The 25,249-nt window shown below is 39.5% G+C and carries 26 protein-coding genes; 20 read left to right on the forward strand and 6 right to left on the reverse strand.

The annotated features are described in order from the left end of the window. Nucleotides 1–8: 8 nt before the first annotated feature. From ACFI34_RS03475 to ACFI34_RS03510, 8 genes are read left to right on the forward strand one after another with little or no spacing between them, the layout of a single operon-like run. On the forward strand, nt 9–2,252 hold the full coding sequence (locus tag ACFI34_RS03475; RefSeq protein WP_462672418.1) for a chemotaxis protein CheA: 2,244 nt from the start codon (nt 9–11) through the stop codon (nt 2,250–2,252). A gap of 59 nt (nt 2,253–2,311) precedes the next feature. Continuing rightward, the gene (locus ACFI34_RS03480) at nt 2,312–3,466 is read left to right on the forward strand and encodes a protein-glutamate methylesterase/protein-glutamine glutaminase (protein WP_462672419.1); all 1,155 of its coding nucleotides are present in this window, start codon (nt 2,312–2,314) and stop codon (nt 3,464–3,466) included. Next, nucleotides 3,459–4,223, forward strand: a complete 765-nt coding sequence (locus ACFI34_RS03485) for a flagellar motor protein (RefSeq protein WP_462672420.1) — start codon at nt 3,459–3,461, stop codon at nt 4,221–4,223. The genes ACFI34_RS03480 and ACFI34_RS03485 overlap by 8 nt, the downstream gene beginning before the upstream one ends. Before the next feature lie 2 nt (nt 4,224–4,225). Then, nucleotides 4,226–5,185, forward strand: a complete 960-nt coding sequence (locus ACFI34_RS03490; protein WP_462672421.1) for a flagellar motor protein MotB — start codon at nt 4,226–4,228, stop codon at nt 5,183–5,185. 12 nt (nt 5,186–5,197) lie between these two features. Further along, nucleotides 5,198–5,968 (forward strand): ParA family protein, encoded by a 771-nt coding sequence (locus ACFI34_RS03495; RefSeq protein ID WP_462672422.1) that lies wholly within the window; start codon nt 5,198–5,200, stop codon nt 5,966–5,968. A 3-nt stretch (nt 5,969–5,971) separates the two neighbouring features. Beyond that, the gene (locus ACFI34_RS03500) at nt 5,972–6,772 is read left to right on the forward strand and encodes a chemotaxis protein CheW (protein WP_462672423.1); all 801 of its coding nucleotides are present in this window, start codon (nt 5,972–5,974) and stop codon (nt 6,770–6,772) included. 24 nt (nt 6,773–6,796) lie between these two features. Beyond that, nucleotides 6,797–7,294: a chemotaxis protein CheW gene (locus ACFI34_RS03505; protein WP_006792763.1), complete on the forward strand. Its 498-nt coding sequence runs from the start codon at nt 6,797–6,799 to the stop codon at nt 7,292–7,294. A gap of 17 nt (nt 7,295–7,311) precedes the next feature. Next, complete coding sequence (locus tag ACFI34_RS03510) at nt 7,312–7,713, forward strand: DUF2802 domain-containing protein (RefSeq protein WP_462672424.1); 402 nt, start codon at nt 7,312–7,314, stop codon at nt 7,711–7,713. A gap of 35 nt (nt 7,714–7,748) precedes the next feature. On the opposite strand, the gene ACFI34_RS03515 is transcribed toward ACFI34_RS03510, so the two are convergent. Then, entirely contained in the window at nt 7,749–8,402 is a 654-nt protein-coding gene (locus ACFI34_RS03515; RefSeq protein ID WP_006792765.1) for an OmpW/AlkL family protein, read from the reverse strand. 263 nt (nt 8,403–8,665) lie between these two features. Here ACFI34_RS03515 and dapE point away from each other — a divergent pair, with 263 nt between their 5' ends. Next, a complete protein-coding gene (gene dapE / locus ACFI34_RS03520; RefSeq protein WP_462672425.1) occupies nt 8,666–9,850 on the forward strand; it encodes a succinyl-diaminopimelate desuccinylase in 1,185 nt (394 codons plus the stop codon). A gap of 55 nt (nt 9,851–9,905) precedes the next feature. On the opposite strand, the gene olsF is transcribed toward dapE, so the two are convergent. Then, nucleotides 9,906–11,612, reverse strand: a complete 1,707-nt coding sequence (olsF, locus tag ACFI34_RS03525) for a bifunctional ornithine lipid synthase OlsF (protein WP_410900198.1) — start codon at nt 11,610–11,612, stop codon at nt 9,906–9,908. 156 nt (nt 11,613–11,768) lie between these two features. Here olsF and ACFI34_RS03530 point away from each other — a divergent pair, with 156 nt between their 5' ends. Next, nucleotides 11,769–12,689: a 2-hydroxyacid dehydrogenase gene (locus ACFI34_RS03530; protein WP_462672426.1), complete on the forward strand. Its 921-nt coding sequence runs from the start codon at nt 11,769–11,771 to the stop codon at nt 12,687–12,689. A gap of 205 nt (nt 12,690–12,894) precedes the next feature. Here the strand turns inward: ACFI34_RS03530 and smrA are convergent, their stop codons facing one another. The 3 genes from smrA to ACFI34_RS03545 all read right to left on the reverse strand — a co-directional run bounded on the left by smrA (nt 12,895) and on the right by ACFI34_RS03545 (nt 14,399). Then, entirely contained in the window at nt 12,895–13,473 is a 579-nt protein-coding gene (gene smrA / locus ACFI34_RS03535; protein ID WP_462672427.1) for a DNA endonuclease SmrA, read from the reverse strand. 129 nt (nt 13,474–13,602) lie between these two features. After that, complete coding sequence (locus ACFI34_RS03540) at nt 13,603–13,848, reverse strand: hypothetical protein (RefSeq protein ID WP_006792771.1); 246 nt, start codon at nt 13,846–13,848, stop codon at nt 13,603–13,605. Between the two features lie 107 nt (nt 13,849–13,955). Continuing rightward, nucleotides 13,956–14,399 (reverse strand): hypothetical protein, encoded by a 444-nt coding sequence (locus tag ACFI34_RS03545; protein WP_462672428.1) that lies wholly within the window; start codon nt 14,397–14,399, stop codon nt 13,956–13,958. 113 nt (nt 14,400–14,512) lie between these two features. On the opposite strand from ACFI34_RS03545, the gene ACFI34_RS03550 reads away from it, so the two are divergent. Next, entirely contained in the window at nt 14,513–14,896 is a 384-nt protein-coding gene (locus ACFI34_RS03550) for a response regulator (RefSeq protein WP_006792773.1), read from the forward strand. Nucleotides 14,897–14,961: 65 nt separating this feature from the next. On the opposite strand, the gene rpsT is transcribed toward ACFI34_RS03550, so the two are convergent. Beyond that, nucleotides 14,962–15,222: a 30S ribosomal protein S20 gene (rpsT, locus tag ACFI34_RS03555; protein ID WP_006792774.1), complete on the reverse strand. Its 261-nt coding sequence runs from the start codon at nt 15,220–15,222 to the stop codon at nt 14,962–14,964. 294 nt (nt 15,223–15,516) lie between these two features. On the opposite strand from rpsT, the gene murJ reads away from it, so the two are divergent. From murJ to pilV, 9 genes are all read left to right on the forward strand, one after another. Next, the gene (gene murJ / locus ACFI34_RS03560) at nt 15,517–17,055 is read left to right on the forward strand and encodes a murein biosynthesis integral membrane protein MurJ (RefSeq protein ID WP_462672429.1); all 1,539 of its coding nucleotides are present in this window, start codon (nt 15,517–15,519) and stop codon (nt 17,053–17,055) included. 83 nt (nt 17,056–17,138) lie between these two features. Continuing rightward, entirely contained in the window at nt 17,139–18,089 is a 951-nt protein-coding gene (ribF, locus tag ACFI34_RS03565) for a bifunctional riboflavin kinase/FAD synthetase (protein ID WP_462672430.1), read from the forward strand. Between the two features lie 5 nt (nt 18,090–18,094). Then, entirely contained in the window at nt 18,095–20,923 is a 2,829-nt protein-coding gene (gene ileS / locus ACFI34_RS03570) for an isoleucine--tRNA ligase (protein ID WP_462672431.1), read from the forward strand. A gap of 12 nt (nt 20,924–20,935) precedes the next feature. Beyond that, on the forward strand, nt 20,936–21,436 hold the full coding sequence (lspA, locus tag ACFI34_RS03575; protein WP_010555931.1) for a signal peptidase II: 501 nt from the start codon (nt 20,936–20,938) through the stop codon (nt 21,434–21,436). After that, complete coding sequence (gene fkpB / locus ACFI34_RS03580; RefSeq protein WP_006792779.1) at nt 21,433–21,873, forward strand: FKBP-type peptidyl-prolyl cis-trans isomerase; 441 nt, start codon at nt 21,433–21,435, stop codon at nt 21,871–21,873. The genes lspA and fkpB overlap by 4 nt, the downstream gene beginning before the upstream one ends. After that, nucleotides 21,873–22,802 (forward strand): 4-hydroxy-3-methylbut-2-enyl diphosphate reductase, encoded by a 930-nt coding sequence (gene ispH / locus ACFI34_RS03585; protein ID WP_462672432.1) that lies wholly within the window; start codon nt 21,873–21,875, stop codon nt 22,800–22,802. The genes fkpB and ispH overlap by 1 nt, the downstream gene beginning before the upstream one ends. Nucleotides 22,803–22,842: 40 nt before the next feature. Continuing rightward, nucleotides 22,843–23,877: a sensor histidine kinase gene (locus tag ACFI34_RS03590; protein WP_462672433.1), complete on the forward strand. Its 1,035-nt coding sequence runs from the start codon at nt 22,843–22,845 to the stop codon at nt 23,875–23,877. Then, complete coding sequence (locus tag ACFI34_RS03595; RefSeq protein ID WP_462672434.1) at nt 23,874–24,581, forward strand: LytR/AlgR family response regulator transcription factor; 708 nt, start codon at nt 23,874–23,876, stop codon at nt 24,579–24,581. The genes ACFI34_RS03590 and ACFI34_RS03595 overlap by 4 nt, the downstream gene beginning before the upstream one ends. A gap of 105 nt (nt 24,582–24,686) precedes the next feature. Next, on the forward strand, nt 24,687–25,247 hold the full coding sequence (gene pilV, locus ACFI34_RS03600; protein ID WP_375278953.1) for a type IV pilus modification protein PilV: 561 nt from the start codon (nt 24,687–24,689) through the stop codon (nt 25,245–25,247). Nucleotides 25,248–25,249 lie beyond the last annotated feature (2 nt).

The raw sequence follows: 25,249 nt of genomic DNA on the forward strand, positions 1-25,249 counted from the left end.
GTAACTGCATGTTTGAAGTCGATGAAGATATTTTACAAGACTTTCTTGTAGAGGCAGGAGAAATCCTAGAGCTTTTATCTGAACAGTTAGTTGAGCTGGAAAACAATCCAGAGGACACCGAATTACTCAATGCCATATTTAGAGGGTTTCACACTGTAAAAGGTGGTGCTGGGTTTTTAGCTATGACAGAGCTCGTTGACGCGTGTCATGGCGCAGAGAATGTGTTCGATCTGCTTAGGCAAGGTGTACGAACGGTTAATTCGGAATTGATGGACGTAATTTTACAAGCTCTCGACACGATTAACGAAATGTTTGCCACCATTCAAAATCGTGATAAACCAGAACCCGCTGATCCCGAACTTCTAGAAACCCTTCATAAACTTGGTTTACCTCCAACAGAAGAAGAGCTTGCTGGTGAATCACCAGTTGATTCAACTGAAGAATCTCAAGCCGAGGTTATTGAGGCCCCAGTTGCCGAGGAAACCTCAGTAACTGATGAAGAAGATCCGTTTGCATTCGATGAGTTATTTAGCGGTGGAGCAGCTGAACAAAGCGATGATGAAACTCAGATTGATGAGATAACAGAAGATGAATTTGAAAACTTGCTAGACGAATTACATGGAAAAGGTCAAAGTCCAGCAGGTGAAAGCGCGTCAAGTAGTAGTGATGTCAGTGGAGACATTACAGATGATGAGTTTGACAACTTACTTGATGAACTTCATGGTGTTGGAAGCTTTGGTGCTGTTGCGGCCAGTGAGCCAGTAAAAGAGCAAACAGCAAGTAATAATTCTGCAGAAAACTCTTCAACGCCCTCAGCAAGTTCACCTGCAAGTGATTCTAGCGATGATGAAATTAGCGATGATGAGTTTGAAGCATTGCTTGACGAGCTTCATGGTTCAGGTGCCCCTAAATCAATAGAGAGTCCTGCAGCTTCAGAACCGAAGCCCGCGGCAAAACCCGTGCCTAAGGTAAGTGAGCCGGTCAAAAAGCCTGAACCTGTAAAAGCAGCAGTCCCAAAACCAGTGCAAAAGCCTGCAGAAAAAGCAGCTTCAACTCCTGCAGCTGTGAAAAAGCCAGCTCCTCCTCAAGCAGAAACAACAGTCCGAGTTGACACAAAACGCCTAGACCAAATAATGAATATGGTGGGTGAGCTTGTACTTGTTCGTAACAGGTTGGTAAGTTTAGCAACTAACTCAGAAAGTGAAGCAATGGGCAAAGCCATTTCTAACTTAGATGTTGTGACGGCTGATATCCAAGGCGCAGTAATGCAAACGCGAATGCAGCCAATTAAAAAGGTATTTGGCCGCTTCCCTCGCGTTGTTCGTGACTTAGCACGAAGCTTAAATAAAGATATTAGTTTACAGCTCGTTGGTGAAGAAACTGATTTAGATAAAAACTTGGTTGAGGCACTTGCAGACCCACTTGTTCACTTAGTTAGAAACTCAGTTGACCACGGAATAGAGATGCCAGCAGCTCGTGAAGCAGCAGGCAAACCTAGAACGGGTAATGTAACGCTTTCAGCGTCTCAAGAAGGCGACCATATCTTGTTAACTATCAAAGATGATGGTGCGGGTATGGATGCTGAAAAGCTCAAAAAAATAGCAATCAGCAAAGGCGTTTTAGATCACGATCAGGCGAGCCGTTTATCGGATACCGAAGCGTACAATTTAATATTTGCACCAGGATTTTCTACTAAGGAAGAGATCTCTGATATTTCAGGGCGTGGTGTGGGTATGGATGTTGTAAAAACTAAAATTACTCAACTTAATGGCTCAGTGAGTATTCAGTCAGAGCTAGGTGTTGGTACAATTTTAGAAATAAAAGTACCGCTAACACTTGCCATATTACCTACCTTAATGGTTGTAGTTGGTGAACAAACATTTGCACTACCATTGGCTGGTGTGAGTGAAATATTCCACTTAGATTTAACCAAAACAAATGTAGTTGATGGTCAACTAACTATTATTGTACGTAAGAAAGCGATACCGCTATTTTATCTTGAGCATTGGTTAGTCAAGGGAGCAGATCGCACTCAGCGCAAAGCGCAAGGTCATGTTGTTATTGTTCAAATAGGTACTCAGCAGGTTGGTTTTGTAGTTGATTCTTTAATAGGTCAAGAAGAAGTTGTAATTAAACCTCTTGATGCTCTTTTGCAGGGTACTCCAGGCATGGCAGGTGCAACTATTACATCAGATGGTGGAATTGCACTAATTTTAGATGTTCCAAACATGTTGAAACACTACGCTGGCTAAATCATAAAGTAGGTGCGCATCAGATGTGTGCCTACGTATAAATTTAATAAGAGAGCTAAATGGCCGTAAAAGTTTTAGTTGTTGATGATTCAAGCTTTTTTCGTCGTAGAGTAAGCGAGATCCTTGAACAAGACAGCGACATACAAGTTATAGGTTTTGCCATTAATGGCAGAGAGGCTGTTGAGAAAACAGCTCAGCTTCGTCCTGATATGATCACAATGGATGTAGAAATGCCTGTGCTTGATGGTATCAGTGCAGTTAAAGAGATAATGGCAAGTAACCCCACGCCAATATTAATGTTTTCTTCTTTAACCCGTGCTGGCGCAACAGCAACACTTGATGCGCTTGATGCTGGAGCGATGGATTTTTTACCTAAAAAGTTTGAAGATATTGCACGCAATAATGAAGATGCGATAAAGCTCCTTCAAGCTAAAGTCAAAGAAATTGGTAATAAGCGCATTCCTAAAGCCTTTAAGCCAGTAACTCACCAGAAACCAGCGACACGATCGGTGCCTGATAAAATCAGTAACACTGCGTCTTCAATCAGGCAACCAGATAGAAGTTTTCAGCGTTCAACAACCGCGTCGACATTAACAAAAACACAAAACAGCGTATCAACTCGTGCAAGTGGCAAACAATATAAACTTGTGGCTATTGGTACATCTACTGGTGGCCCTGTTGCTTTACAAAATGTGCTTACGCAATTACCCGCTAATTTTCCGCATCCTATTTTACTCATTCAGCATATGCCAGCTGCTTTTACACCAGCATTTGCAGCTCGCTTAAATGGATTGTGTAAAATAAAAGTAAAAGAAGCACAACAAGGTGATCGTCTTGACCCTGGAACTGCCTATTTGGCTCCTGGCGGGCAACAAATGATGGTTGAAGGTAGAGGTGGTTCCAAAACATTGCGCGTTTTTGAAGACAATAGCGAGCGAATTACTTATAAGCCCAGTGTTGACGTTACATTTGCAAGTATTGCAAAAGCTTATCAGGGAGATGTTTTAGCTATTATTTTAACAGGCATGGGGGCTGATGGTAGAGATGGCGCAAGAATGTTAAAACAAACAGGAGCTACCATTTGGGCACAAGATGAAAAGAGCTGTGTTGTTTATGGTATGCCACAGGCTGTTGCTAATGCGGGACTTTCAAGTGAGAGTTTAGCGCTTGAAGATATTGCAACGCGGATAAAAAGTGAAACCGGTTGTGGATAAGCTTTCTGTAGTTGGTTTAATTGTTGCCCTAAGTGCTATAGCAATTGGCTATCATTTAGAAGGTGGTGTGATTGCCGCACTTTTTAATGGCCCTGCGCTCATTATAGTACTTGGTGGAACAGTGGGCGCTGTAATGCTGCAAACGTCTACTAGTACCTTTAAAAAAATGCTTAGAATGAGTCACTGGGTATTTGTGACTCCAAATTACAATATTGATGATGCAATTGAGCAAGTTAAACGTTGGTCTCATAAAGCGAGACAAGAAGGATATTTGGCATTAGAGGATGAGGCCCTAACTCACTCAGATGTATATGCCGCAAAAGGTCTGAGTTTACTTGTTGATGGCGGTTCAGAGCAGAGGCTACGGGATACGCTTGAGATAGATTTAATGTTGGAGCGTGAGCGTTTGCTTGAAGCTGCACGTGTATACGAAGCAATGGGCGGTTATAGCCCTACCATCGGTATTTTAGGAGCTGTTCTTGGACTCATTCAAGCTATGTCTTTTATTACCGACCCACAATTGCTTGGCGCTGGAGTTGCAACAGCCTTTATTGCAACGATTTATGGGGTGGGGTTAGCTAATTTATTATTTTTGCCAATGGCACATAAGCTCAAGCAACGTGTAGAAGAAAAGATGCTTTACCACGAAATGCTTGCAGAAGGTATAATTGCAATCAGCGATGGCCAAAGCCCAATGAACATTGAGCTAAAGTTAGAAGCTTATCGTGTTGAACGGCCAAGCTTAGTGGACGCATAAAAATGATGCGTCGACGATTTGGTCGCTCGCCCCATAAAAACCAGCATACAGAGCGCTGGTTAGTATCTTATGCGGATTATATGACCATTATGTTTGCCTTCTTTGTTGTAATGTATGCTATTGCGATTAACAAAGAAGAAAACTTCCAAATTTTATCCGATTCCCTAGAGCAAGTATTCGACAAGTCGGCTCGTGTTTATTCTCAGCAAGGTACAGGTGTAGATGGTACAGGAATACTTACTGATAGAGTTACTCCTGAAGATGAATTACTGTATGGCGAAAGTATCAACAAGGAAGAGCAAGGCCCAGAGTTGTTAGACGGCCAAAGTGAGACAAGTAATATACAGCAAAAATATTTAGGAAAACCACTTGATAGCTTATTAACGAAACTTCAGTCAGCGCTTATTGATGAAATACGTGATGGCGAAGCCAATCTAGAATTGCATCAAGATTGGCTCATAATAGAACTGAGTTCAGGTATGTTATTTTCAAGTGGTAGCGCTGTTGCTCATTCTAGAGCAAAACAAGTTGTTAAAATTGTAAAAGATATTGTCGCGCCAGTAGATAACTATATACGGGTGCGTGGTTATACAGATGATGAAACAATTAGAAATGAAATATTTCGCTCTAACTGGGAGCTTTCTGTCGCTCGCGCAACTTCAATACTTGTTGAGCTTGAAGCTCTTGGCATAAATTCGGCCCGAATGGCTATTGAAGGGTATGGACAGTATTCACCCTTTGCACCTAACGACACAGATAAAGGCCGAGCTGAAAATAGAAAGGTAGTAATAGCGTTATCTAAATATGGCTTGCCAGAAGAGAAAAATAAATCAGCAGAAGAGCCTATAGCTGAGGCAGTAGTGCCTGAGCCAGAAGTAGAATTACCGTCAGACGATGACACAATTAAAATTATTCGTTTACCACATGGTGGAATTCGTATTACAACTCGCAATGAACAGTAACTAGGATGTGATGTGAAGATTTGGACTGTAGCTAACCAAAAAGGTGGCGTTGGTAAAACAACGACTGCGGTCAGTCTTGCTGGTATTTTAGCACTGCAGGGTAAACGTGTATTACTAATAGATACCGATCCTCATGCGTCTTTAACGTATTACTTTGGTATTGATTCTGAAGATTTAGAAGTCAGTGTTTACGATATTTTCGCTCGTGGAACTAGTATGCAAAGTGAGGAGATACTTCAAGCCTTATGCCCATCCACCCTCGAAAATTTAGATATATTACCTGCTACTATGGCTATTGCTACATTAGATAGAAGTATGGGCAATAAAACAGGCATGGGGTTAATTTTAAAAAAGACACTTGCCAAAATAAGTGAACATTACGATTATGCTATTTTAGATTGTCCACCTGTTTTAGGGGTTTTAATGGTTAATGCATTGGCTGCGAGTGAGCGCATTTTAGTCCCTGTTCAAACTGAGTTTTTAGCGCTTAAAGGCTTAGATAGAATGATGCGTACAATGGAGTTAATGCAGAGCTCACAAGCGAAAAGTTACGAATATACTATAATACCTACAATGTACGATAAACGAACGAAGGCATCACTCGAAGCCTATAAAACGTTACAAAAAACCTACGGTAACAAAGTTTGGCCAGGTGTTATTCCCGTAGATACAAAACTAAGAGATGCAAGCTTAGCACAAAAAGTACCCATAGAGTTTTGCCCTCGCTCTCGTGGTGTATTTGCTTATAAAGCATTATTAGATTATTTAATTGAACAAGGTTAATGAATGAGTAAGCAATTATTTGCTAATGAAAAAGTAATGACTCAGTACTTAGGTGCCTTACTTTGCGAAGAAGAGCTTGCCAGTGACTTAGAGCCCGTAGCAAAACTTTTAGAAAATATACCGGGTGACTTGCCAAGCGAAGAAGCCACTCATGAAAGTCAGAAGCCAGTTACTAAAGTTAAAGTAGTGGCTGAGCATGAATCATCTTCGTTAGATGATACGCATGAAGTTAAAGAAGCAGAAGCCACAACACCGAAAGTTAGCGTCATTGAAACGCCAAAAGAGACAACGAGTACAGACCTTAAAATAGCAAAACAGAAACAATTAAATCTTTCAAATAACAGTGAGTCAGATTACTTTGACGGCGAATTTCAGGCTTTGTTCTTTGAGGTTGCAGGACTTACGCTAGCAGTCCCGCTTAAAGCTCTTGGCGGTATACATCAATTAGGTGAAGTGAATCACCTGTTTGGTAAACCTAAGTGGTTTAAAGGCGTTATGCTTAACCGTGATGAAAAGCTCAATGTTGTAGATACAGCGCGCTGGGTTATGCCAGAGAAGTACGATGAAAAACTTGAGGCATCACTTGATTATCAGTATTTAATAACTTTAGGAGATAGCCAATGGGGATTATTAGCTGAGAAGCTTATAAATAACATTACATTGACAAAAGAAGATGTAAAATGGCGTACAGATCAAAGTAAGCGCCCATGGCTTGCCGGGGTTATTAAAGAAAAAATGTGTGCTTTAATAGATGTAGACAATTTAAATATGTTATTAGAAGAGGGCTTAGATAGCCGTCAGTAGTAATGACCATTATGGGGTAACAGCATGAACCAAGAGAAATTACTGTCAGAAAATAAAAATGCAGATAATAATGATGAAATATTACAGTGGGTTACTTTTAAACTAGAAGAGGAAACCTACGGTGTTAATGTAATGCAAGTTCAAGAAATACTGCGTTACACCGAGATTGCACCAGTCCCTGGTGCGCCTTCTTATGTAATAGGCATTATTAACTTACGTGGTAATGTAGTAACCGTTATTGATACACGTGCTCGATTCGGTTTGTCAGCAGCTGATGCAACTGATAACTCACGTATATTAATTATTGAAGCTGAAGAACAAGTTATAGGCATTTTAGCTGATAGCGTTTCTGAAGTTGTATACCTGCGTAGCTCTGAAATTGACAGTGCGCCAAATGTGGGTACTGAAGAAAGCGCTAAGTTTATCCAAGGTGTCTGTAATCGAGATAATGAGCTTCTTATTTTAGTTGATTTAAATAAGCTACTTAGTGATGACGAATGGGATGAGTTAAGCGATTTATAAGCTTTATCAGATAAACTATGCTGTTACTTAGTATTGCTATAAGCGCGTTAGCGGTAGGTCTTATATCGTTAACGCTTACTATTGCATTTAAAAATAAACACACCATCGACGTTGCTGATGTACATCAAAAGCTTAAAGAATGTGCAGAACAAGTTCATATTTTAAGAAGCGAAGCCGCTGAATTAAGAACCGGTTTGCTCAGTATCGGCAAGCGAGTTCTAGAGGTTGAGCAACAAAACCAAGATTTACTGCAGCAGCAATCGGCTCAAAAATACGATGATCCCGATGCTAAGATTTATTCCCGTGCTGTGAAAATGGTTGAGTTAGGTGCAGATTTAGAAGAAGTTATTCGCGAGTGTGAGTTACCCAGGGCTGAGGCCGAGTTATTGTTTTCTTTGCACAAAAAAAAAGGCGCTTAGCGCCTTTTTTACACACATAACACTGTATTTAGACTTTAAAAACTATACTTCACACCAAACATTGCCACTACAGGGTCAAGCTCAACTGTTGATGTTAATGCTTTTGCATTGTTAGCATACACAGTTGCATCTGTATCAATATCCATTATAGAAACCATTGCGTGAAGTCCCCAGTGATCATCCATTTTATAATTAGCCCCTACTTGTACTAAAAATCCTACAGAGTCATCAAGCTCAACTTTAACATCGTCTGTACCAAGGGTTGCTTTAAGAGCTTGTGAAGGCTGTTCATCAAAAAAGGTTGTATAATTAACACCAACACCTATGAATGGTCTAAGCTGATAGCTTGTATCTAAAAAGTGATACTGTGCCACTAACGAGGGTGGCAAGTGTTTAATGTTAGCAATTTTATTACCAGCCAAGCCGCCTGTTCCATTTACATCATGAGAGAATGGCGTAGCAGCAATCAATTCTAATACCCAGTTGTCATTAAATGCATAGTCTACGGTAATACCTAGCTGAGTATTAGAATCACCTTTTAGACCTAATGAAGGGGCTTCGTTAATTGCAGAGCCACTGTTATCTGGGTTTACGTTAATAGCACCCAGATTTACGCTGAAGTTAGCGTGTGCAGCTGGAGAGAGTGCTAATAAAGAGGTTAATAATGCAATGCTAATTTTGGTTTTCATGTTGTTCTCCAAGAACTACTTTTTGATTGACGCCATTATTACGCTTAACAAATATGAAAAACCTGTTCTAGATCAAAGTTTCAAAAATGATTGAACGTTGAAAAGTATTTTATTGATTTAGATTAATTTTGACGCTGTTTCGTAACAGCAATGATTGACAATCTATATAAGTAATAATCATCAGAATGTATAAAAGCTGACATCTCTTAGTCATACTCTCACTATTTAATAATGCCTTACTTAGTAATAAAGGTGTTAAAAAAATGTCTTTAGTTGTTTCACAACACGCAGTCACTTCTCAAAGGCTAAACGCCGAATTAATAAATAAATTACAAACGCTTATCCAATTTAAATCAGTAACGCCGAATCAAGCCGGCGCAATAGATTGGCTGGTTGAGCAGTTATCTGAGCAAGGTTTTTGCTGTGAAAAGTTTACGAGTAATGGTGTCACTAACTTAATTGCGCATATTAAATTCAATGAGGGGCCGTGTGTCGCTTTTTCAGGGCACATTGATGTGGTTCCCGCAGATAATGGTGACTGGCTAACCCCTCCGTTTGATGGAAGAATAATTAATGGCGTAATTTACGGAAGAGGTGCCGCTGATATGAAGGGAGGTGTGGCAGCTATGCTAACTGCCACAAAAAAATTAATAAATAACACATCATCAAAAGCGGGGACTTTTTATTGGCTCATTACCTCTGATGAAGAAGGCGAGGCTGAGTTTGGCTCTGCGCAAATAGCCAATAAGCTTTCTTCAAATGGGATTGTTTTAGACGGATGTATTGTAGGCGAGCCAACTAGTTCGACACATGTTGGCGATACAATTAAAAACGGTCGCCGTGGTGCACTTTCAGCACGTATTCTGGTAAAGGGCAGGGCAGGTCATGTAGCTTATCCTCAAAATACCATTAACGCCGCACATATTAGTGCCAAAATAGTCAATAAACTGAGTGAACAAGCGTGGCACTTAGATGACGCTGGCTCAAAAACAACACTGCAAGTTACAGGCATAAATATTGACAATGTGGTCGATAATTTAGTCCCTAGTCACTGTGAAATAACATTTAATATTCGCTATAGCCATCGGTACAGCAGTGAAAAAATTAAATCAATATTGGACAATTCGTTGGATGAATTTTCACGTTACATAACTATTAATTGGGAGCGTCCATGTGAACCTTACTATACCCAACCTAAGAGCAAGTGGAGTTTAATTACTTGTGTTGAACAAGCCATACATAGTCAAACTGGAAACTACCCAGTTCTAAGTACCAGTGGTGGCACATCTGACGGTCGTTTTTTTGCTAACAGCCATACTCAAGTAATTGAATGTGGGCTAAGAAACCATACAATTCACCAGGTTAATGAGCACGTATCTATTGATGACTTAATAAAAGTTGAAGCAATTTATTATGACTTACTTTCACGTATTTATATAGAACGGTAATGTTAGTTAGTTCTCAATTAAAACCCTGATAGTGGCGAGGGTAACCTCGCTTCAATTAGCTTAAGTATCGCTTTGCTTTGTTGTCTTTAACATTCTGTAAGTCAACCAATACTAAACCATCAATGCAATTGTTAAAGTCGGGATCTACGCTAAAACTTAAGAACTTCACCCCGCCAGGTTTGCATAGCTCTGTATATTGTTTAAATAAAGTGGGAACTTGCGCACCCATGTTAGCAAGCACATGCTTTAGTTCTACAAAGTCTTCTTTAACATCGTCTTTGCAAAAAACCATGTCACACTGTGTAAGTTCATGTTCGCTTAGTTTGAATTCATTATTTGGAGTAGCAAGTATCTCATCGGTTTTATAATAATGCTGATAGTAATACACTAGCATGGCCTTTGCCGGATCTGGTAACGTATTAGACACGCTAACAGCCCCAAATAAATAACGATATTGTGGGTAGTTTTTAACAAAAGCGCCAATGCCGTACCACAGGTAATCTAGGCTTTTGCGCCCCCAATATTTTGGCTGAACAAAGCTACGACCAAGTTCAATTCCTTGCTCTAGGTAGGGGCCCATTTCAGTGCTATAAGTAAATAAACTGTCGGTATACAGACCTTTACGGCCATGTTTATCAATTATTTCTTTAGCACAAGCTAGCCTATACGCGCCTACCAACTCTAATTGAGTTGGGTCCCAAAGAACTAAGTGTTGATAGTCCATATCGTACTTATCAATATCACGGCGTTTTCCGCTACCTTCACCTACAGCTCTAAAAGCTATTTCTCTCAACCTCCCTAGCTCTCTAAAAATAGGTGAGCTACCCGTATATTGATATAAATGAATATGCATACCATCTTGTGTTTCCCCCAGAAGCTGACACGCATCTATTGCTTTTTTAAGCTCTTTTCTACACTCTGGGACAGCAATAGGAGTTTGTGTTTTAAGTGGTAAGGTTTTTTTAGTTGTTAGACGATACAGTTGTTTTCGTATTAAATTAACAATCTCTTTATCTTTTAAATTTTCTATGAGGTATGACGCTGGAGGAATAGACGCACCAATTTCAAACTCTAACGATTTCTGGCGTTGTTTAAACATTTCTTTTACTAGTAATAAGCTTGCTAAGGGTTTGTATATTATTGAAGTCCCATAAAATAATGGGCTGTTTTTAGCTTTTATATAAATAGGTAATATAGGGCAATTGGCTTTTTTTGCGATGCGCAAAAACCCGCTGTTCCATTTACAATCTTTGATACCTGTAGGGCTCAGTCGTGATACTTCACCAGCGGGAAATATTAATAATACCCCCTCATTTTTCAGATGCTGGTGAATATTATAAAGCTCTTGTTTCTTACTTGTGCCAGATAAGTTATTTACAGGTAAAAGTAAATCGTGCATTGGAGTCACCGACATGAGCATACGGTTAGCAACAACCTTTAAATCTTTTCTTACGCTTGAGAGCACTTTAATTAATGCAAGCGCATCTAAAGAGCCTATAGGGTGGTTTGCAACAATAATTAATTTACCTTCGCTAGGAATATGCTCTATTTGCTTTGGCTTATAACGTGTATCAAAATTGAGCTCATCGAGAACTTGTTCAACAAATTCTAGCCCTTGTAAATGAGGGTAGGTGTCGGCAAAGGCTACAAACTCTTGTTCATGTAGTAAATAGCCTAATCCCTTTTTTACTAGGCTTTTTACTTTTGGTGAGCTTTCTAATTGTGGTAAGTTTGCTGCAATTACTTTATCAACACTGATCATACAAACCTCTTTTTAATTTAGCACGATTGCCATGTCTGTAGAGTAAAAAAAGGGTGTGACAGTTATTTTGCAGTTGTGTGACCTTTTAAAGTGTAAAGGGTCCGAAGTGTTGATTAGTCAGCATGGATTTTATAAAAACTTATTATGGAAGTAACTATGTCGGTATTAGTAGCAATTACAGGGCGAGATAACACAAAGTTAATAGCGCAATTACAAGCCCGATTACCCTCTACAAAAATACAGCAGTGGCCAGATTGCAATAATCTAGAAGCTATTGATTTTGTATTAGCATGGAAAGCACCGCATGATATGTGGGCAAAGTTGCCAAACCTTAAAGCGGTATCTTCATTTGGTGCGGGTGTAGACAGTATTGATTTAAATTTGCTTGGTGATGACGTAGATGTAGTGCGTATAGTTGATGAAAAATTGGCACAAGACATGGCCGAATATGTACTTACCCATGTTTTAGCGCAAAAATTACGATTAAAAGAATACTTTATTAAGCAAATGCAGCACCAATGGAAGCCCAAAAGGGCTTATCAACAAAACAATGTAGGTATTTTGGGATTTGGGGAGCTAGGTAAAGCATGTGCGAAACGACTTCTTGCCAATAACTTTACTGTAAATGCTTGGGCCCATACACATAAAACCAGTAATACAGTTAATTTATTTTATGGCGAACAAGGGCTTAAAGAAATGCTTTGCAATATTGATTATCTAGTCTGTTTGTTGCCATTAACTAATAAAACAAAAGGTATTATCAATAAATATACGATTAGTATGCTTCCTAATCATGCAGTTATTATTAATGTTGCACGAGGTGAGCATGTTATAGAGGCTGATTTACTTAATGCCTTGGAAGAGAATTCGCTTCGTGCAGCAGTCATTGACGTTTTTGAACACGAACCTCTTAGTAGAGAACACCCTTATTGGCAGCATGATAAAATAACCCTTACACCGCATTGTGCTGCATTATCAGATATAAACAGTGTTTCAGCACAAATAGCAGAAAACGTCGAACGCTTGCAGCAAGGTATTACTTTAAATAATCGAATAGATAGAACGAAAGGATATTGATAAATATTTAAAGAAACAGCTTGTTAACATATGTAATTTTTATTAATGTTGTATATGTTCTCAACAAGAAAAATATAAAGAGGGTGAAATGAAAACAAATCAGGGTGGTGCTAGATTAAGCTTAATTATAATTTCTATAATAATTTTAGGCGTATCTGCTTGGTTTAATCAGCCAACTATTTTATAGAATGGCACCACAGCAAGTTTAGCGCTTGCTGTGGATTTCTCTATTTTCGTGTTTTTTATCGGCACTTTTTTTAAGTAAAACATAAGTTGCTCCACTCCCTCCATGATGCCTCTGTGCAGTATGGTATGCCAAAACCGCCGGTAACTCAGGTAGCCATTTATTTACAAAACTTTTAAGTATTCCCGGATTGGTTTTATTTTTAATTCCTACACCATGCCTAATTAGCACCACACGTACATTTTGCTGCTGACAGTCATTAATAAAATTAAAGAGCGTATTGCGTGCATTTTTAAGTAGCTGGCCATGAAGGTCTAAGGTCGCATCAACTTGATACTTTGCTAAACGTAAGTTTTTAAATACAGGGCCTTGTACTCCGTCTTTTTTAAAACTTAATATAGCAAATGGCTCAACAAGCTCTACAGACTCTGTACTTAAGTAGTTTTCATCTGTTGATAGAGTATTTTCAGCCGCTTGTCGCTTTTGTTGTTGCGCAAGTGAAGAATGAGGGTTGCTTGATAACGGTTTAATAGTATCACTGCTAATAGGGGTCACATCTTCCATGGAAGATAAAAACAAATCAAAATCAGATAAGGACATACCGAAATCTCATAATAATGTAATACGAGGCCAATATTATCTCAGTTCACCTAATTACCCAACCATTTTGATTTATACAATAAAAAAAGCCCAGCAATGCTGGGCTATAAAATATTCTAGGGGAAGTTGTTAGCTCTGAGTTACATTAAGTTGCCCAAATGTATAAACCTTAAACAGGTAAAATGTATTGATCAATACCAAACTCATATTTGAAATAACACTCGACGACATAAGATCTAAGCTAAATGATAAAAATAGCAGGCCACATGCACTTATCGCAGCTACGCGCAGTAATGTTATGTGGTTAATAAAGAATGCACCTAAACCTAGTGCAAGTAGTATCGTGTTTAAAAGCCAATCTAGCTCATTTAGCATGGTCGTTTCAATAGTTCAGTTGTTGAAAAAAGGAGCGCCATTATGGTGATCTTTTGCGCACCTTTCAACCAAGTAATTTTACATTTTTCAGATTAGTTTTATTAATGCTAAAAGTAACTTTTAATCGCTGAAATTAGACCGTCGTCAGCAATAACTTGATACTTTTGGCAGCTCTGAGGATTCTGTAAATCACTGCATAAATAAAGAGATTTGCGCTTATCGTCAAACTTAGGATGTAAATGTGAGTCTACAAGCGTTGCACCGTATCCAAATACACCAGGCCAATAAATACTTTCGCTAACCATCCCTAATTTTTTATAGGTGAGTAAAGTTGGCTTTGGAAAAGCTATAATGATAACTGCAATAATAGCGAGCGTTATTAACAGTCCTTTTTTGGCTTTAGGTTCTTGGCTATTTAACTCTGCATCAATAGTGTGTTGTTTAGTTTGTGCCTGCCTTTGAGAGGTTGCCCGAGTTTTATTTTTTTGTGTTGTTTTTTTTCTTGTTGGTGTTTTACCTAGCAAGGATTGTTTTTTTGGTGTTTTTGACATAAAGCAGATCTGGCCTTTTTTACATAGGTCTTTATAATTCAAATAGTAAATTTATATACTAAGCTAATTATTATAATAACGTAAAGTTAGCTTATAGCCTATGAGGAATGAAGATGGACACGCAGCTATCAATTTTAATAGTGGATGACGTTAGCACGGTGCGTAGTTTTTTGAGTCAAACGCTCATGCATCTAGGGATAGACAATGTAAAGGAAGCATCTACTGCCTCACAGTGTATTAGTGAATGCCAAGCTGCAAAATACAGTATGATTTTTTTAGATATTGAGTTACCGGATGGAGACGGCAAAGAATTAATTGCACAAATCAACGAGATGAGTCCAGAAACGAATGTAATTATGGTGTCTGCGCATTCAGCTGTTGAAAATGTAAAAGATGCCATAGATAAAGGCGCTAAAGGGTTTATCGTAAAACCGTTTACACCTAAAAAAATAGCAGCCATGCTTAAAAAGTTTTATCCAGATTTAGAAATTATGTAGGCCAAAAACTTTTAAGTAAAAAAAAACCGGCAAAAGCCGGTTTTTTATATTCTAACAAAAGCAAATTATAGCGCTTTGATCTTAGCTGCTAAACGGCTCTTATGACGAGCTGCTTTGTTTTTGTGGATTAGACCCTTAGTTGCGTAACGGTCTAGGATAGGTGTAGCAACAGAAAAAGCTTGCTGTGCAGCTTCTTTATCGCCAGCTTCAATAGCAACAACTACTTTTTTGAAGTAAGTGCGCATCATTGAGCGACGGCTTGCGTTGTGCTGACGGTTCTTTTCGCTAGTAATAGCGCGTTTTTTTGCAGACTTGATGTTAGCCAAGGTTTGCTCCTAACAATCTTAAAATAAAGCTTAAATTAAAGGCCGTGGAATATGCCTGTTTCTATCATGAATGTCAATTAAATTTAACTATTCAAGAAAAACTGCTCCTTATAACGAACATTAATTTGCCGCTTTAGCAGTTAATGACGCTATTGTAACAAAGCACAGACCCCCAGCCTAGTGCTTTAAAGCGATTTATAAAAAAGACTGTGGCATAATCGCGTATCTTAGGGATTTTTAAGTAGGTTTAAGGTGTCAAAAGGTTTATTTCGCTCCGGTATGATTGTTAGTTGCATGACTATGATCTCGCGTATTTTAGGGCTCGTAAGAGATGCAGTTGTTGCCAATTTACTTGGCGCAAGTGCTGCGGCTGACGTATTTTTATTTGCTAACCGAATTCCTAACTTTTTACGTCGCTTATTTGCAGAAGGCGCTTTTGCACAGGCATTTGTACCCGTTTTAAGTGAAATAAAAGAGCAACAAGGTGATGATAAAGTCAGGCTCTTCGTTGCCCAAACTGCAGGTACGCTGGGCACTATTTTATTGTTAGTCACTATTTTTGGTGTAGTGGCTTCACCGGTCATCGCTGCTTTATTTGGTACAGGGTGGTTTATTGATTGGTGGCAAGGCGGCCCCAATGCAGAGAAGTTTGAGCTGGCCAGTTCGTTATTAAAATTTACCTTTCCGTATTTATTGTTTGTAAGTTTAGTCGCGCTGAGCGGTGCGGTAATGAATGTTTACAACCGTTTTGCCGTTGCGGCATTTACCCCTGTGTTACTAAATATATCAATTATTACCTGTGCAATTTTTTTACATGACAAATTTAGTGTAGGTGCATACGCCCTAGCTATAGGTGTATTTGTCGGTGGTATTGTGCAATTGTTATTTCAATTACCTTTTTTATTCCGCGCTAAAATGTTGGCTCGCCCGCGCTGGGCTTGGCATGACGAAAACGTAAAAAAAGTGCGTAAGCTTATGCTGCCTGCATTGTTTGGCGTATCGATAAGCCAAATTAATTTATTACTAGATACTATGATTGCCTCATTACTGATGACAGGTTCTATAGCATGGCTTTATTACTCAGACAGGCTAATAGAGTTTCCGCTTGGTTTGTTTGGAATAGGTATTGCGACGGTTATTCTACCCGCACTCTCTAAATTGCATAGCAGTAAAAAATTGAGCGATTTTCAGCATACACTCGACTGGGGAGTTCGCTTTGTAATATTTTTAGGTATACCAGCAATGGTTGGCTTAATGATAATTAGCCCACTTATAATTACGGTGTTATTTGATCATGGTGCCTTTAAAGAGGACAGTGTTGATCATGTAAAAGCGGTAAGTTTAGGTGTTGTAGCTTACTCTGTAGGGTTAGTTAGTTTTATGTTGATTAAAGTGCTCGCGCCTGGGTTTTATTCACGTCAAGATACTAAAACGCCCGTACGCATTGGTATTATAACCCTTGTGCTAAATATGGTATTTAATATTATGTTAGCCCCTTTTATAGGTTACTTAGGGTTAGCACTCGCTACATCAATGTCAGCCAGTTGTAATGCATTTTTACTTTATAGGCAGCTAAAAAAAGAAAATGTGTATCAGTTTTCTTCTATGAGTTTGCGTTTCACAATAAAGTGCATCGTTGCAAGTTTAGTCATGGGGTGTGTTACATGGTATGTAAGTAGTTACTATTTCTGGGCCTCGTGGGCTTTCGTACAACAGGTTATATTATTAATTGCCCTTGTTGTATTAGCAGGAGTTAGCTACTTTGCAATGCTCTTTTTAATGGGTGTAAGACTAAATACGATAAAAAGTGTAGCAATTACTGAATCAAACTAAAAAAAAGATTATAATCGGCAGCCTTGTGGCTTTTCCTTGATATAAGTCGTGATAATACTTGCTGAAAAAAGGCTTTAGGTGGCATGGAGTTAATTAGAGGTATACACAATATTCGCCCACACCATTTTGGATGTGTGTTAACTATTGGTAATTTTGACGGCGTTCACTTAGGTCATGCGCAAGTATTAAAAGGCTTGTTAGCCGACGCTAAAGCACACAATTTACCCAGTACGGTGTTGTTGTTTGAGCCTCAACCTCAAGAGTTTTTTGCAAAAAATAATGCCCCAGCAAGGTTAACTCGCTTACGCGACAAGTTACGTTTATTAAGTGATTTAGGCATTGAACGTGTAATTTGTATTAGCTTTAACCAGCGGTTTGCAAATATGCATGCAGAACAGTTTGTAAATGAGATACTCATAAAAAAACTCGGTGTTAAAGCGTTAACGGTGGGTGACGACTTTAGATTTGGCCAACAACGTAAAGGTAATTTTAATTTACTTGTAAATATGGGTAAACAAGCAGGCATGGATGTACAAAGCACTGCGAGTTTTCACCAGTTAAATGCTAGAGTAAGCAGCACGTTAATACGTGAAGCATTGGCATGTGGCAACTTAGCCGATGCAAAAGTAATGCTTGGTCATACTTATGCAATTTCTGGGCGTGTTATACATGGTTGGAAACGAGGCCGTGAACTTGGCTTTAGAACTGCAAATATAGCGCTAAAGCGCCAAGTTTGCCCCGTGAATGGGGTGTTTGCTGTGCAGGCGACTATTGCAGGGAAACAGGTTTTTGGGGTTGCTAATATAGGCAATAAACCCACATTTAATGGGACACGTGCACTTCTAGAAGTTCATCTTTTTGACTTTGCACAAGACATTTACGGACAATTTATGCACGTTGAGTTGATACAAAAACTCCGCGATGAGAAAAAATTCGAGACATTAACACAATTAACGGCGCAAATAGCAACAGACGTTGCCGCCGCTAAACAGTGTTTTGGTTTAAATCAGGTAGCCGATAGAGACGGAATGTAGGATAAATGAGCGACTATAAACATACTTTGAACTTACCGGAAACACCGTTTCCAATGCGTGGCAATTTGGCACAACGTGAACCAAAAATGCTAAAAGCATGGTATGAAGACGACCTATACGGTCAAATCCGCAGCGCTAAAAAGGGTAAAAAAACCTTTATTTTGCATGACGGCCCTCCGTATGCAAATGGCGACATTCACTTAGGTCACTCAGTCAATAAAATTTTAAAAGACATTATTGTTAAGTCTAAAACCTTATCAGATTTCGACTCACCATATATTCCAGGTTGGGACTGTCACGGTTTACCAATTGAGCTAATGGTTGAGAAAAAAGTAGGTAAGCCTGGCGTTAAAGTAACTGCCAGCGAGTTTCGTGAAAAATGCCGCGCCTATGCTAAAAAGCAAGTTGAAGGTCAAAAAGTTGATTTTAAACGTTTAGGTGTGTTTGCCGATTGGGACAAGCCTTATTTAACAATGAACTTTGACTTTGAAGCGAATGCAATTCGTGTGCTTGGCCGTATTATAAAAAATGGTCACCTGCACAAAGGCGCAAAGCCTGTGCACTGGTGTACTGATTGTGGCTCTGCATTAGCTGAAGCTGAAGTTGAGTATCAAGATAAACAATCGCCAGCCATTGATGTGCGTTTTATTTTTGATGATCAAGACGCCGTAGTTAACGCGTTTGATATGGTTGAAGGGCATAAAGGTAAAGGTGATGTTGGCACTGTAATATGGACTACAACACCATGGACGCTTCCGGCCAACCGTGCAGTCGCTGTTCATGCTGACCTAGAATATGCATTGGTTCAAGTTGAAGATGAAGGCGCTGAGCAGCGTTTAATTTTAGGCTCAGAGCTTGTAAAAGATGCTATGGATCGGTTTGGTTTTAATCATTACCACGTTTTAGGCTATGTAAAAGGCGCTGCACTTGAAAATTTACAGGTAGCACATCCTTTTTATGATTTTAGTGTACCGGTGATTGTTGCAGAGCACGTAACTACGGACTCAGGTACTGGTGTGGTGCATACAGCACCGGGACATGGTCAAGAAGATTTCGTGGCAGGCTTAAACTATAACCTTGAAGTTGCTAACCCAGTTGGCGCAAATGGTGTGTACTTGCCTGATACAGAATTATTTGCAGGCCAGCATGTATTTAAAGCTAACGCGAGCGTAATTGAAGTTTTAAAAGAGCGTGGCGCTTTAGTTCATCACCATGCGCTTACTCACAGTTACCCGCATTGCTGGCGTCATAAAACCCCTATTATTTTCCGCGCTACGCCGCAATGGTTTGTTAGTATGGATCAGGCTAACTTACGTAAAGATTCACTGGCTGAAATTAAAAATACGCAGTGGCTACCAGAGTGGGGTGAAAGCCGTATTGCAAACATGGTCGAAGGTCGCCCAGATTGGTGTATTTCTCGCCAACGTACTTGGGGTGTACCCATTGCTTTATTTGTTGATAAAGACACCGGTGCATTACACCCAAATACCCAAGCACTTATTGAGCAAGCTGCTGCATTAGTTGAGAAGTCAGGTATTCAAGCATGGTATGACTTAGAGCCAGAAACACTATTAGGCGAAGAAGACGCTAAACAATACATGAAAGTGCAAGATACACTCGATGTATGGTTTGACTCAGGCGTATCGCATGCGTGTGTTGTTGATGCGCGTGAAGAATTAGTAGGCCCAGCAGATTTATACTTAGAAGGGTCGGATCAACACCGTGGTTGGTTTATGTCGTCGATGATGACATCGGTTGCAATTAATGGCCATGCCCCTTATAAGCAAGTGCTTACACATGGTTTTACCGTTGATGAAAACGGCAGAAAAATGTCTAAATCGTTAGGTAACGTTATCTCTCCACAAAACGTTATGAATAAGCTAGGTGCAGATATTTTACGTTTATGGGTTGCCTCTACTGATTACACGGCAGAAATGACTGTATCGGACGAAATATTTAAACGCTCAGCAGATCGCTACCGCCGTATTCGTAACACGAGCCGTTATTTATTAGCTAACTTAAATGGTTTTGATCCTAAAACAGATCAAGTGGCTGTTGACGATATGGTTGAGCTTGATAAGTGGATTGTTGGACGTGCAGCTCAGCTCCAGGACGAAATTTTAGCCGCTTACGATAGCTACCAAATGCTATTAGTTACGCAAAAGCTGATGAACTTCTGTACGGGCGAGCTTGGTTCGTTCTATTTAGATGTAATTAAAGACCGTCAGTACACTGCAAAGAGCGACAGCCATGCGCGACGTTCTTGTCAAACAGCGCTATACCATATAGCTGAAGCAATGACGCGTTGGATGGCACCAATTATGAGCTTTACAGCGCAAGAAATTTGGGAAGCATTACCGGGTGAACGCAGTGATTACGTATTCACATCAGTGTGGTATGAAGGTTTACAAGCACCAACACATACCCAGTTTAGTAATGATGACTGGCAAGCAATTTTAAATGTACGTGACGAAGTGAACCGTTTATTAGAAGCGGCACGTAAAGAAGAAGTTATTGGTGCTGCACTTCAAGCAACGGTTAATTTATTTGCGGGCGAAGAGCTGGCAAATAAATTAACGGCATTGGGTGATGAGCTGCGTTTTGTACTGTTAACGTCAGCTGTTAACGTTACACGTGTTGATAGCCAGCCTGCAGATACGCAAGAAACAGAAATAGAAGGTTTGTACATTAGCGTTGCAGCAACAGATGCCGCCAAATGCGAGCGTTGCTGGCATTACAGCGACGATGTAGGTGTTGAACCTGCTCACCCAGAAATCTGCGGTCGTTGTGTTAGTAATGTTGATGGCGAAGGCGAAAAGCGTCAATTCGCTTAGGGGATGTTTTTAGTGAGCAAACTAGCCCAAAAAAGTGGTTTAGTGTGGTTATGGTTGAGTCTATTGCTTTTAGCAATAGACTTTGCCAGTAAAACACTTGTTGTAAATACTATGGCTTATAGCGAGTCTATTAATTTACTACCTGTTTTTAGTATTACCTATGTGCATAACTATGGTGCTGCTTATAGTTTTTTAAGTGATGCTGGTGGTTGGCAACGTTGGTTTTTAAGCGCAATTGCAATTGCTATAAGTGCCTTATTGGTGTGGTGGCTAAAAAGATTACCTGCAACTAATAAAGTGTTATGTGGTGCTTACTCGTTAGTGCTTGCTGGCGCTATTGGTAACTTATACGACCGTATTGCTTACGGTTATGTAATTGACTTTATTCACGTATTTTATGAAGACTCACATTTTCCAGTATTTAACTTTGCTGACTGTGCTATTTGTGTGGGCGCGGCATTGTTATTATTTGACGCCTTTACAGGTGAGAGTCCGAAGGAGCATAAAGCATGAGCCAAGCTGTAATTGGTGAAAACTCGCAAGTTATTTTTCATTTTTCTATAAAACTTGAAGATGGCTCTGCCGCTGATTCAACTAAAGTGCACAACAAACCTGCAAAGTTAACAATGGGCGATGGCAGCCTAACGGCAAATTTTGAGAAGTGCCTATTAGGTTTAAGCGCAGGTGAAAGTAAAACGTTTGAATTAGAGCCTGAAGATGCATTTGGTCAGCCAAATCCAGATAATATTTATTACGTTGATCGTAGTAAATTTGGCGCAGAGACACCTGCTAAAGTAGGTGCCATTATTGCGTTTACACAACCTGATGGAACAGAACTTCCTGGGTTAGTGCGTGAAGTGCAAGGTGAGTCGGTTACGATTGATTTTAATCACCCGTTATCTGGGCAGCGCTTAACATTTGAAGTGGATATTATTGAGGTAGAGGGCTAATGGATATTTTATTAGCTAACCCACGTGGTTTTTGTGCAGGCGTTGACAGAGCAATTAGTATAGTAGAGCGCGCTTTAGATATTTTTGAAAAGCCAATTTACGTGCGTCATGAAGTTGTTCATAACAAATATGTTGTAGATGGCTTAAAAAATCGTGGTGCTGTGTTTGTCGAAGAATTGCACCAAGTACCAGACGATAGCATTGTTATATTTAGTGCGCATGGTGTATCTCAAGCGGTACGCTCTGAGGCCAAGCGCAGAGAACTAAAAGTGTTTGATGCAACATGTCCACTTGTTACTAAAGTACATATGGAAGTAACCCGCGCAAGCCGCAAGGGAACTGAATGTATTTTAATTGGCCATCATGGTCACCCAGAGGTTGAAGGCACCATGGGGCAATACGACAATGATGTTGGCGGTATTTATTTAGTAGAAACCGTAGACGATGTTATTGCGCTTAATGTTAAAGATGCAGAAAATTTATTTTATTGTAGTCAAACAACACTCTCTGTTGATGACACCGCAGATGTCATTGACGCATTACGAGAAAAGTTTCCAGCAATTGACGGCCCGCGCAAGGATGATATTTGTTACGCGACTCAAAATCGCCAAGATGCTGTTCGCGACCTAGCTGATAAGGTTGATGTATTATTAGTTGTTGGTGCGAAAAATAGCTCAAACTCAAATCGATTGCGCGAACTTGCGGATAAAATGGGCACAACCGCTTATTTAATTGATGATGCGACTGACGTACAAGAACAGTGGGTTTCAAGCGCTAATTCAGTAGGGGTTACGGCTGGTGCATCTGCGCCTGAAGTGCTTGTTCAACAAGTAATCAGTCGTTTGAAAGAACTTGGCGGTAAGCAAGTTGTCGAAAATCCAGGCGAAGAAGAAAATATCGTATTTGCTGTTCCTGTGGAGCTGCGTTAATCTATATAAATTAACTATTTAGATTACAAGGAGAGCTGTCATGGGCAAGCCGCTTCAATCGGATGCACTGCTTTTTTCGGCTCTTTTTAATGAGCGAGGTGTACTTGCCTCGCTTGTTGTCACTCAAGTTATAGCGGTCGTTTTAGCATTTGCTCCGCACGCTCAGGGGGATATATGGCTTAGGCTTGGGATAATTAGCTTATTTCTACATTTAATCGTTTTATCAAGTACGTCATCGTTGTATATAGCCAGACCTTTATTGCAAAATCGTACTCATGTTTTGCAACTTTCACTTTTTTTTGTTTCTTTTTTATTATTTACCAGCTTATTTAGTGTTTTATTTTCGCGCTTTGCGTTTGACATAAATACAACTAAACACCTTATTTATTTTGTACTGCAAAATACTATTATTGTCGCTTTTTTGGTTGCGTTGTTTGTGCAGTTTTTACTTATTTATGCTGAGAAAGAGAAACAAACTAAGGCACTTTCACGTGCAGAATTAGATGCTTTACAGGCACGAATTCGTCCACATTTTTTATATAACAGCTTAAATACAGCAGCAGAATTAACGCATCAGGATGCTGCGGCCGCAGAGCAAGCTATCTTAGCTTTAGCTGCATTATCGCAAGCAGCAATGCGTTCTGGTAAAAGCGTGCTACTAAACGATGAGGTAACACTGAGTAAGCAATATATTGCTTTAGAAACATGGCGCTTTGGTGAACGATTAAAAGTTAATTGGCTCATTCCAGAAGAATTCCCAGCATTGAATATACCGTGTTTAACACTACAGCCATTGATTGAAAACGCAGTATGCCACGGTGTTGAAGCAAGTGAAGACGGCGCGACAATAAATGTAGAACTGCATATCACAACCGGCTATATAACAATGATTGTTTCAAACTCAATTGCAGCCTCAAAGGTGCAAACTAGGCCTAATAACGGCATGGCGCTTGAAAATATTCGTCAGCGTTTAAATATTTACTATAAAAATAAAGCGCAGCTTACTATTACCAATAGAGACAACGTATTTAGAGTGAAAGTTGTTATTCCTAAACACATTGAGAATAGCTTATGAATGTACTAATTGTTGATGACGAACCATTAGCTAGAATACGCTTAAAACGGCTTTTAACAAATGAAAACAGCATAACGATAAAAGCAGAAGCGGCAAATGGTAATGAAGCGTTGAAGCTTGCTAACAAATATAATCCCGATTTAATTTTTTTAGACGTTGATATGCCCGGTATTAATGGCCTGCAAGTAGCGTATGAGCTTAGCCGCTTGGCTTTGCCGCCAGCTATAGTATTTATAACGGCTCACCCTGAACATGCATTAGATGCATTGCAGTTAAGTGCAGCAGGGTATTTAGTTAAACCGGTTACAGAGCAGTCTTTAGCTAAAGTACTAGAACAACTAGGGCGTTTAAATAAAGCGCATGTACAAAAGCAGCAATCACCTAAAATTAGTTATCAGGTAGCAGGGGTGATAAAAAGTGTAGATCTTGAAAATATTTTCTATTTTAATGCACAGGAAAAATACACTAATATGGTTTTTGAAGGTGGAGAGGCCTTTATTGAACAAAGTTTAAAACAGTTAGAGCTACTTTACCCCGCTCAATTGTTACGAATTCATAGAAACACCCTAGTAAATAAAAATAAACTGCTGTGTTTAAATACACAAAGTGCTGGTTTACATACTATTGAACTTGCTGGTTGCAAAGAAAAGTTAGCCGTAAGCCGACGGGAGCTAAAAGCAGTTAAAAATATATTAAAAGCCTAGCTGTTAACCGTTTATCAACAAATTCTACCGTTCATCCGAGTAAGTATTGAATCTAAATTTTAATGCCATAAACTTATAATCAGATAATTTTTATTTGGTTTTGGTATGCAATCGTCTCAAACAAAATTTCAAAAAGGCTTCACACTAATTGAAGTACTTATTGCATTTATTATTTTAAGTTTTGGCTTATTAGGGGCCGTGGCTTTGCAAGCTAAAGCTAAGCAAGCAAGCTTTGATTCTATGCAGCGAGCCGCAGCTGTTGCGCTTGGAAACGACATTATTCAGCGTATTCGTGCAAATGATACACCTCAGCTAGTAGGGCTTTATGCTAGAACATTTAACAGTGAAACCTCCACATCAACGTCTCAAACTTGTTTCAGTGCAAGCTGTAGTGCAGCGCAAGTGGCGGCTTTAGATTTAGAACAATGGAAAAGAGCAATCAGAGCGCGAGAGAACACAGGTGCCTTAGATGATGCAACTGTGTGTATTACGCCAACGGCAGTTGGTGGGTCAGGTGGAAAAGCGTTTAACTTAGAAGTGATTATCTCATGGCAAGGTAGGCAAGAGTTTACAGCTAATGATGCAACAGCTGCGATTGAGTGTGGCGAATCAGACAAAAAGCGTCGTTTAGTTGTTTTAACTAGTTACATTTACTTAAGGAGCTAAGC

The sequence above is a fragment of the Pseudoalteromonas sp. PSi26 genome (assembly GCF_054960575.1).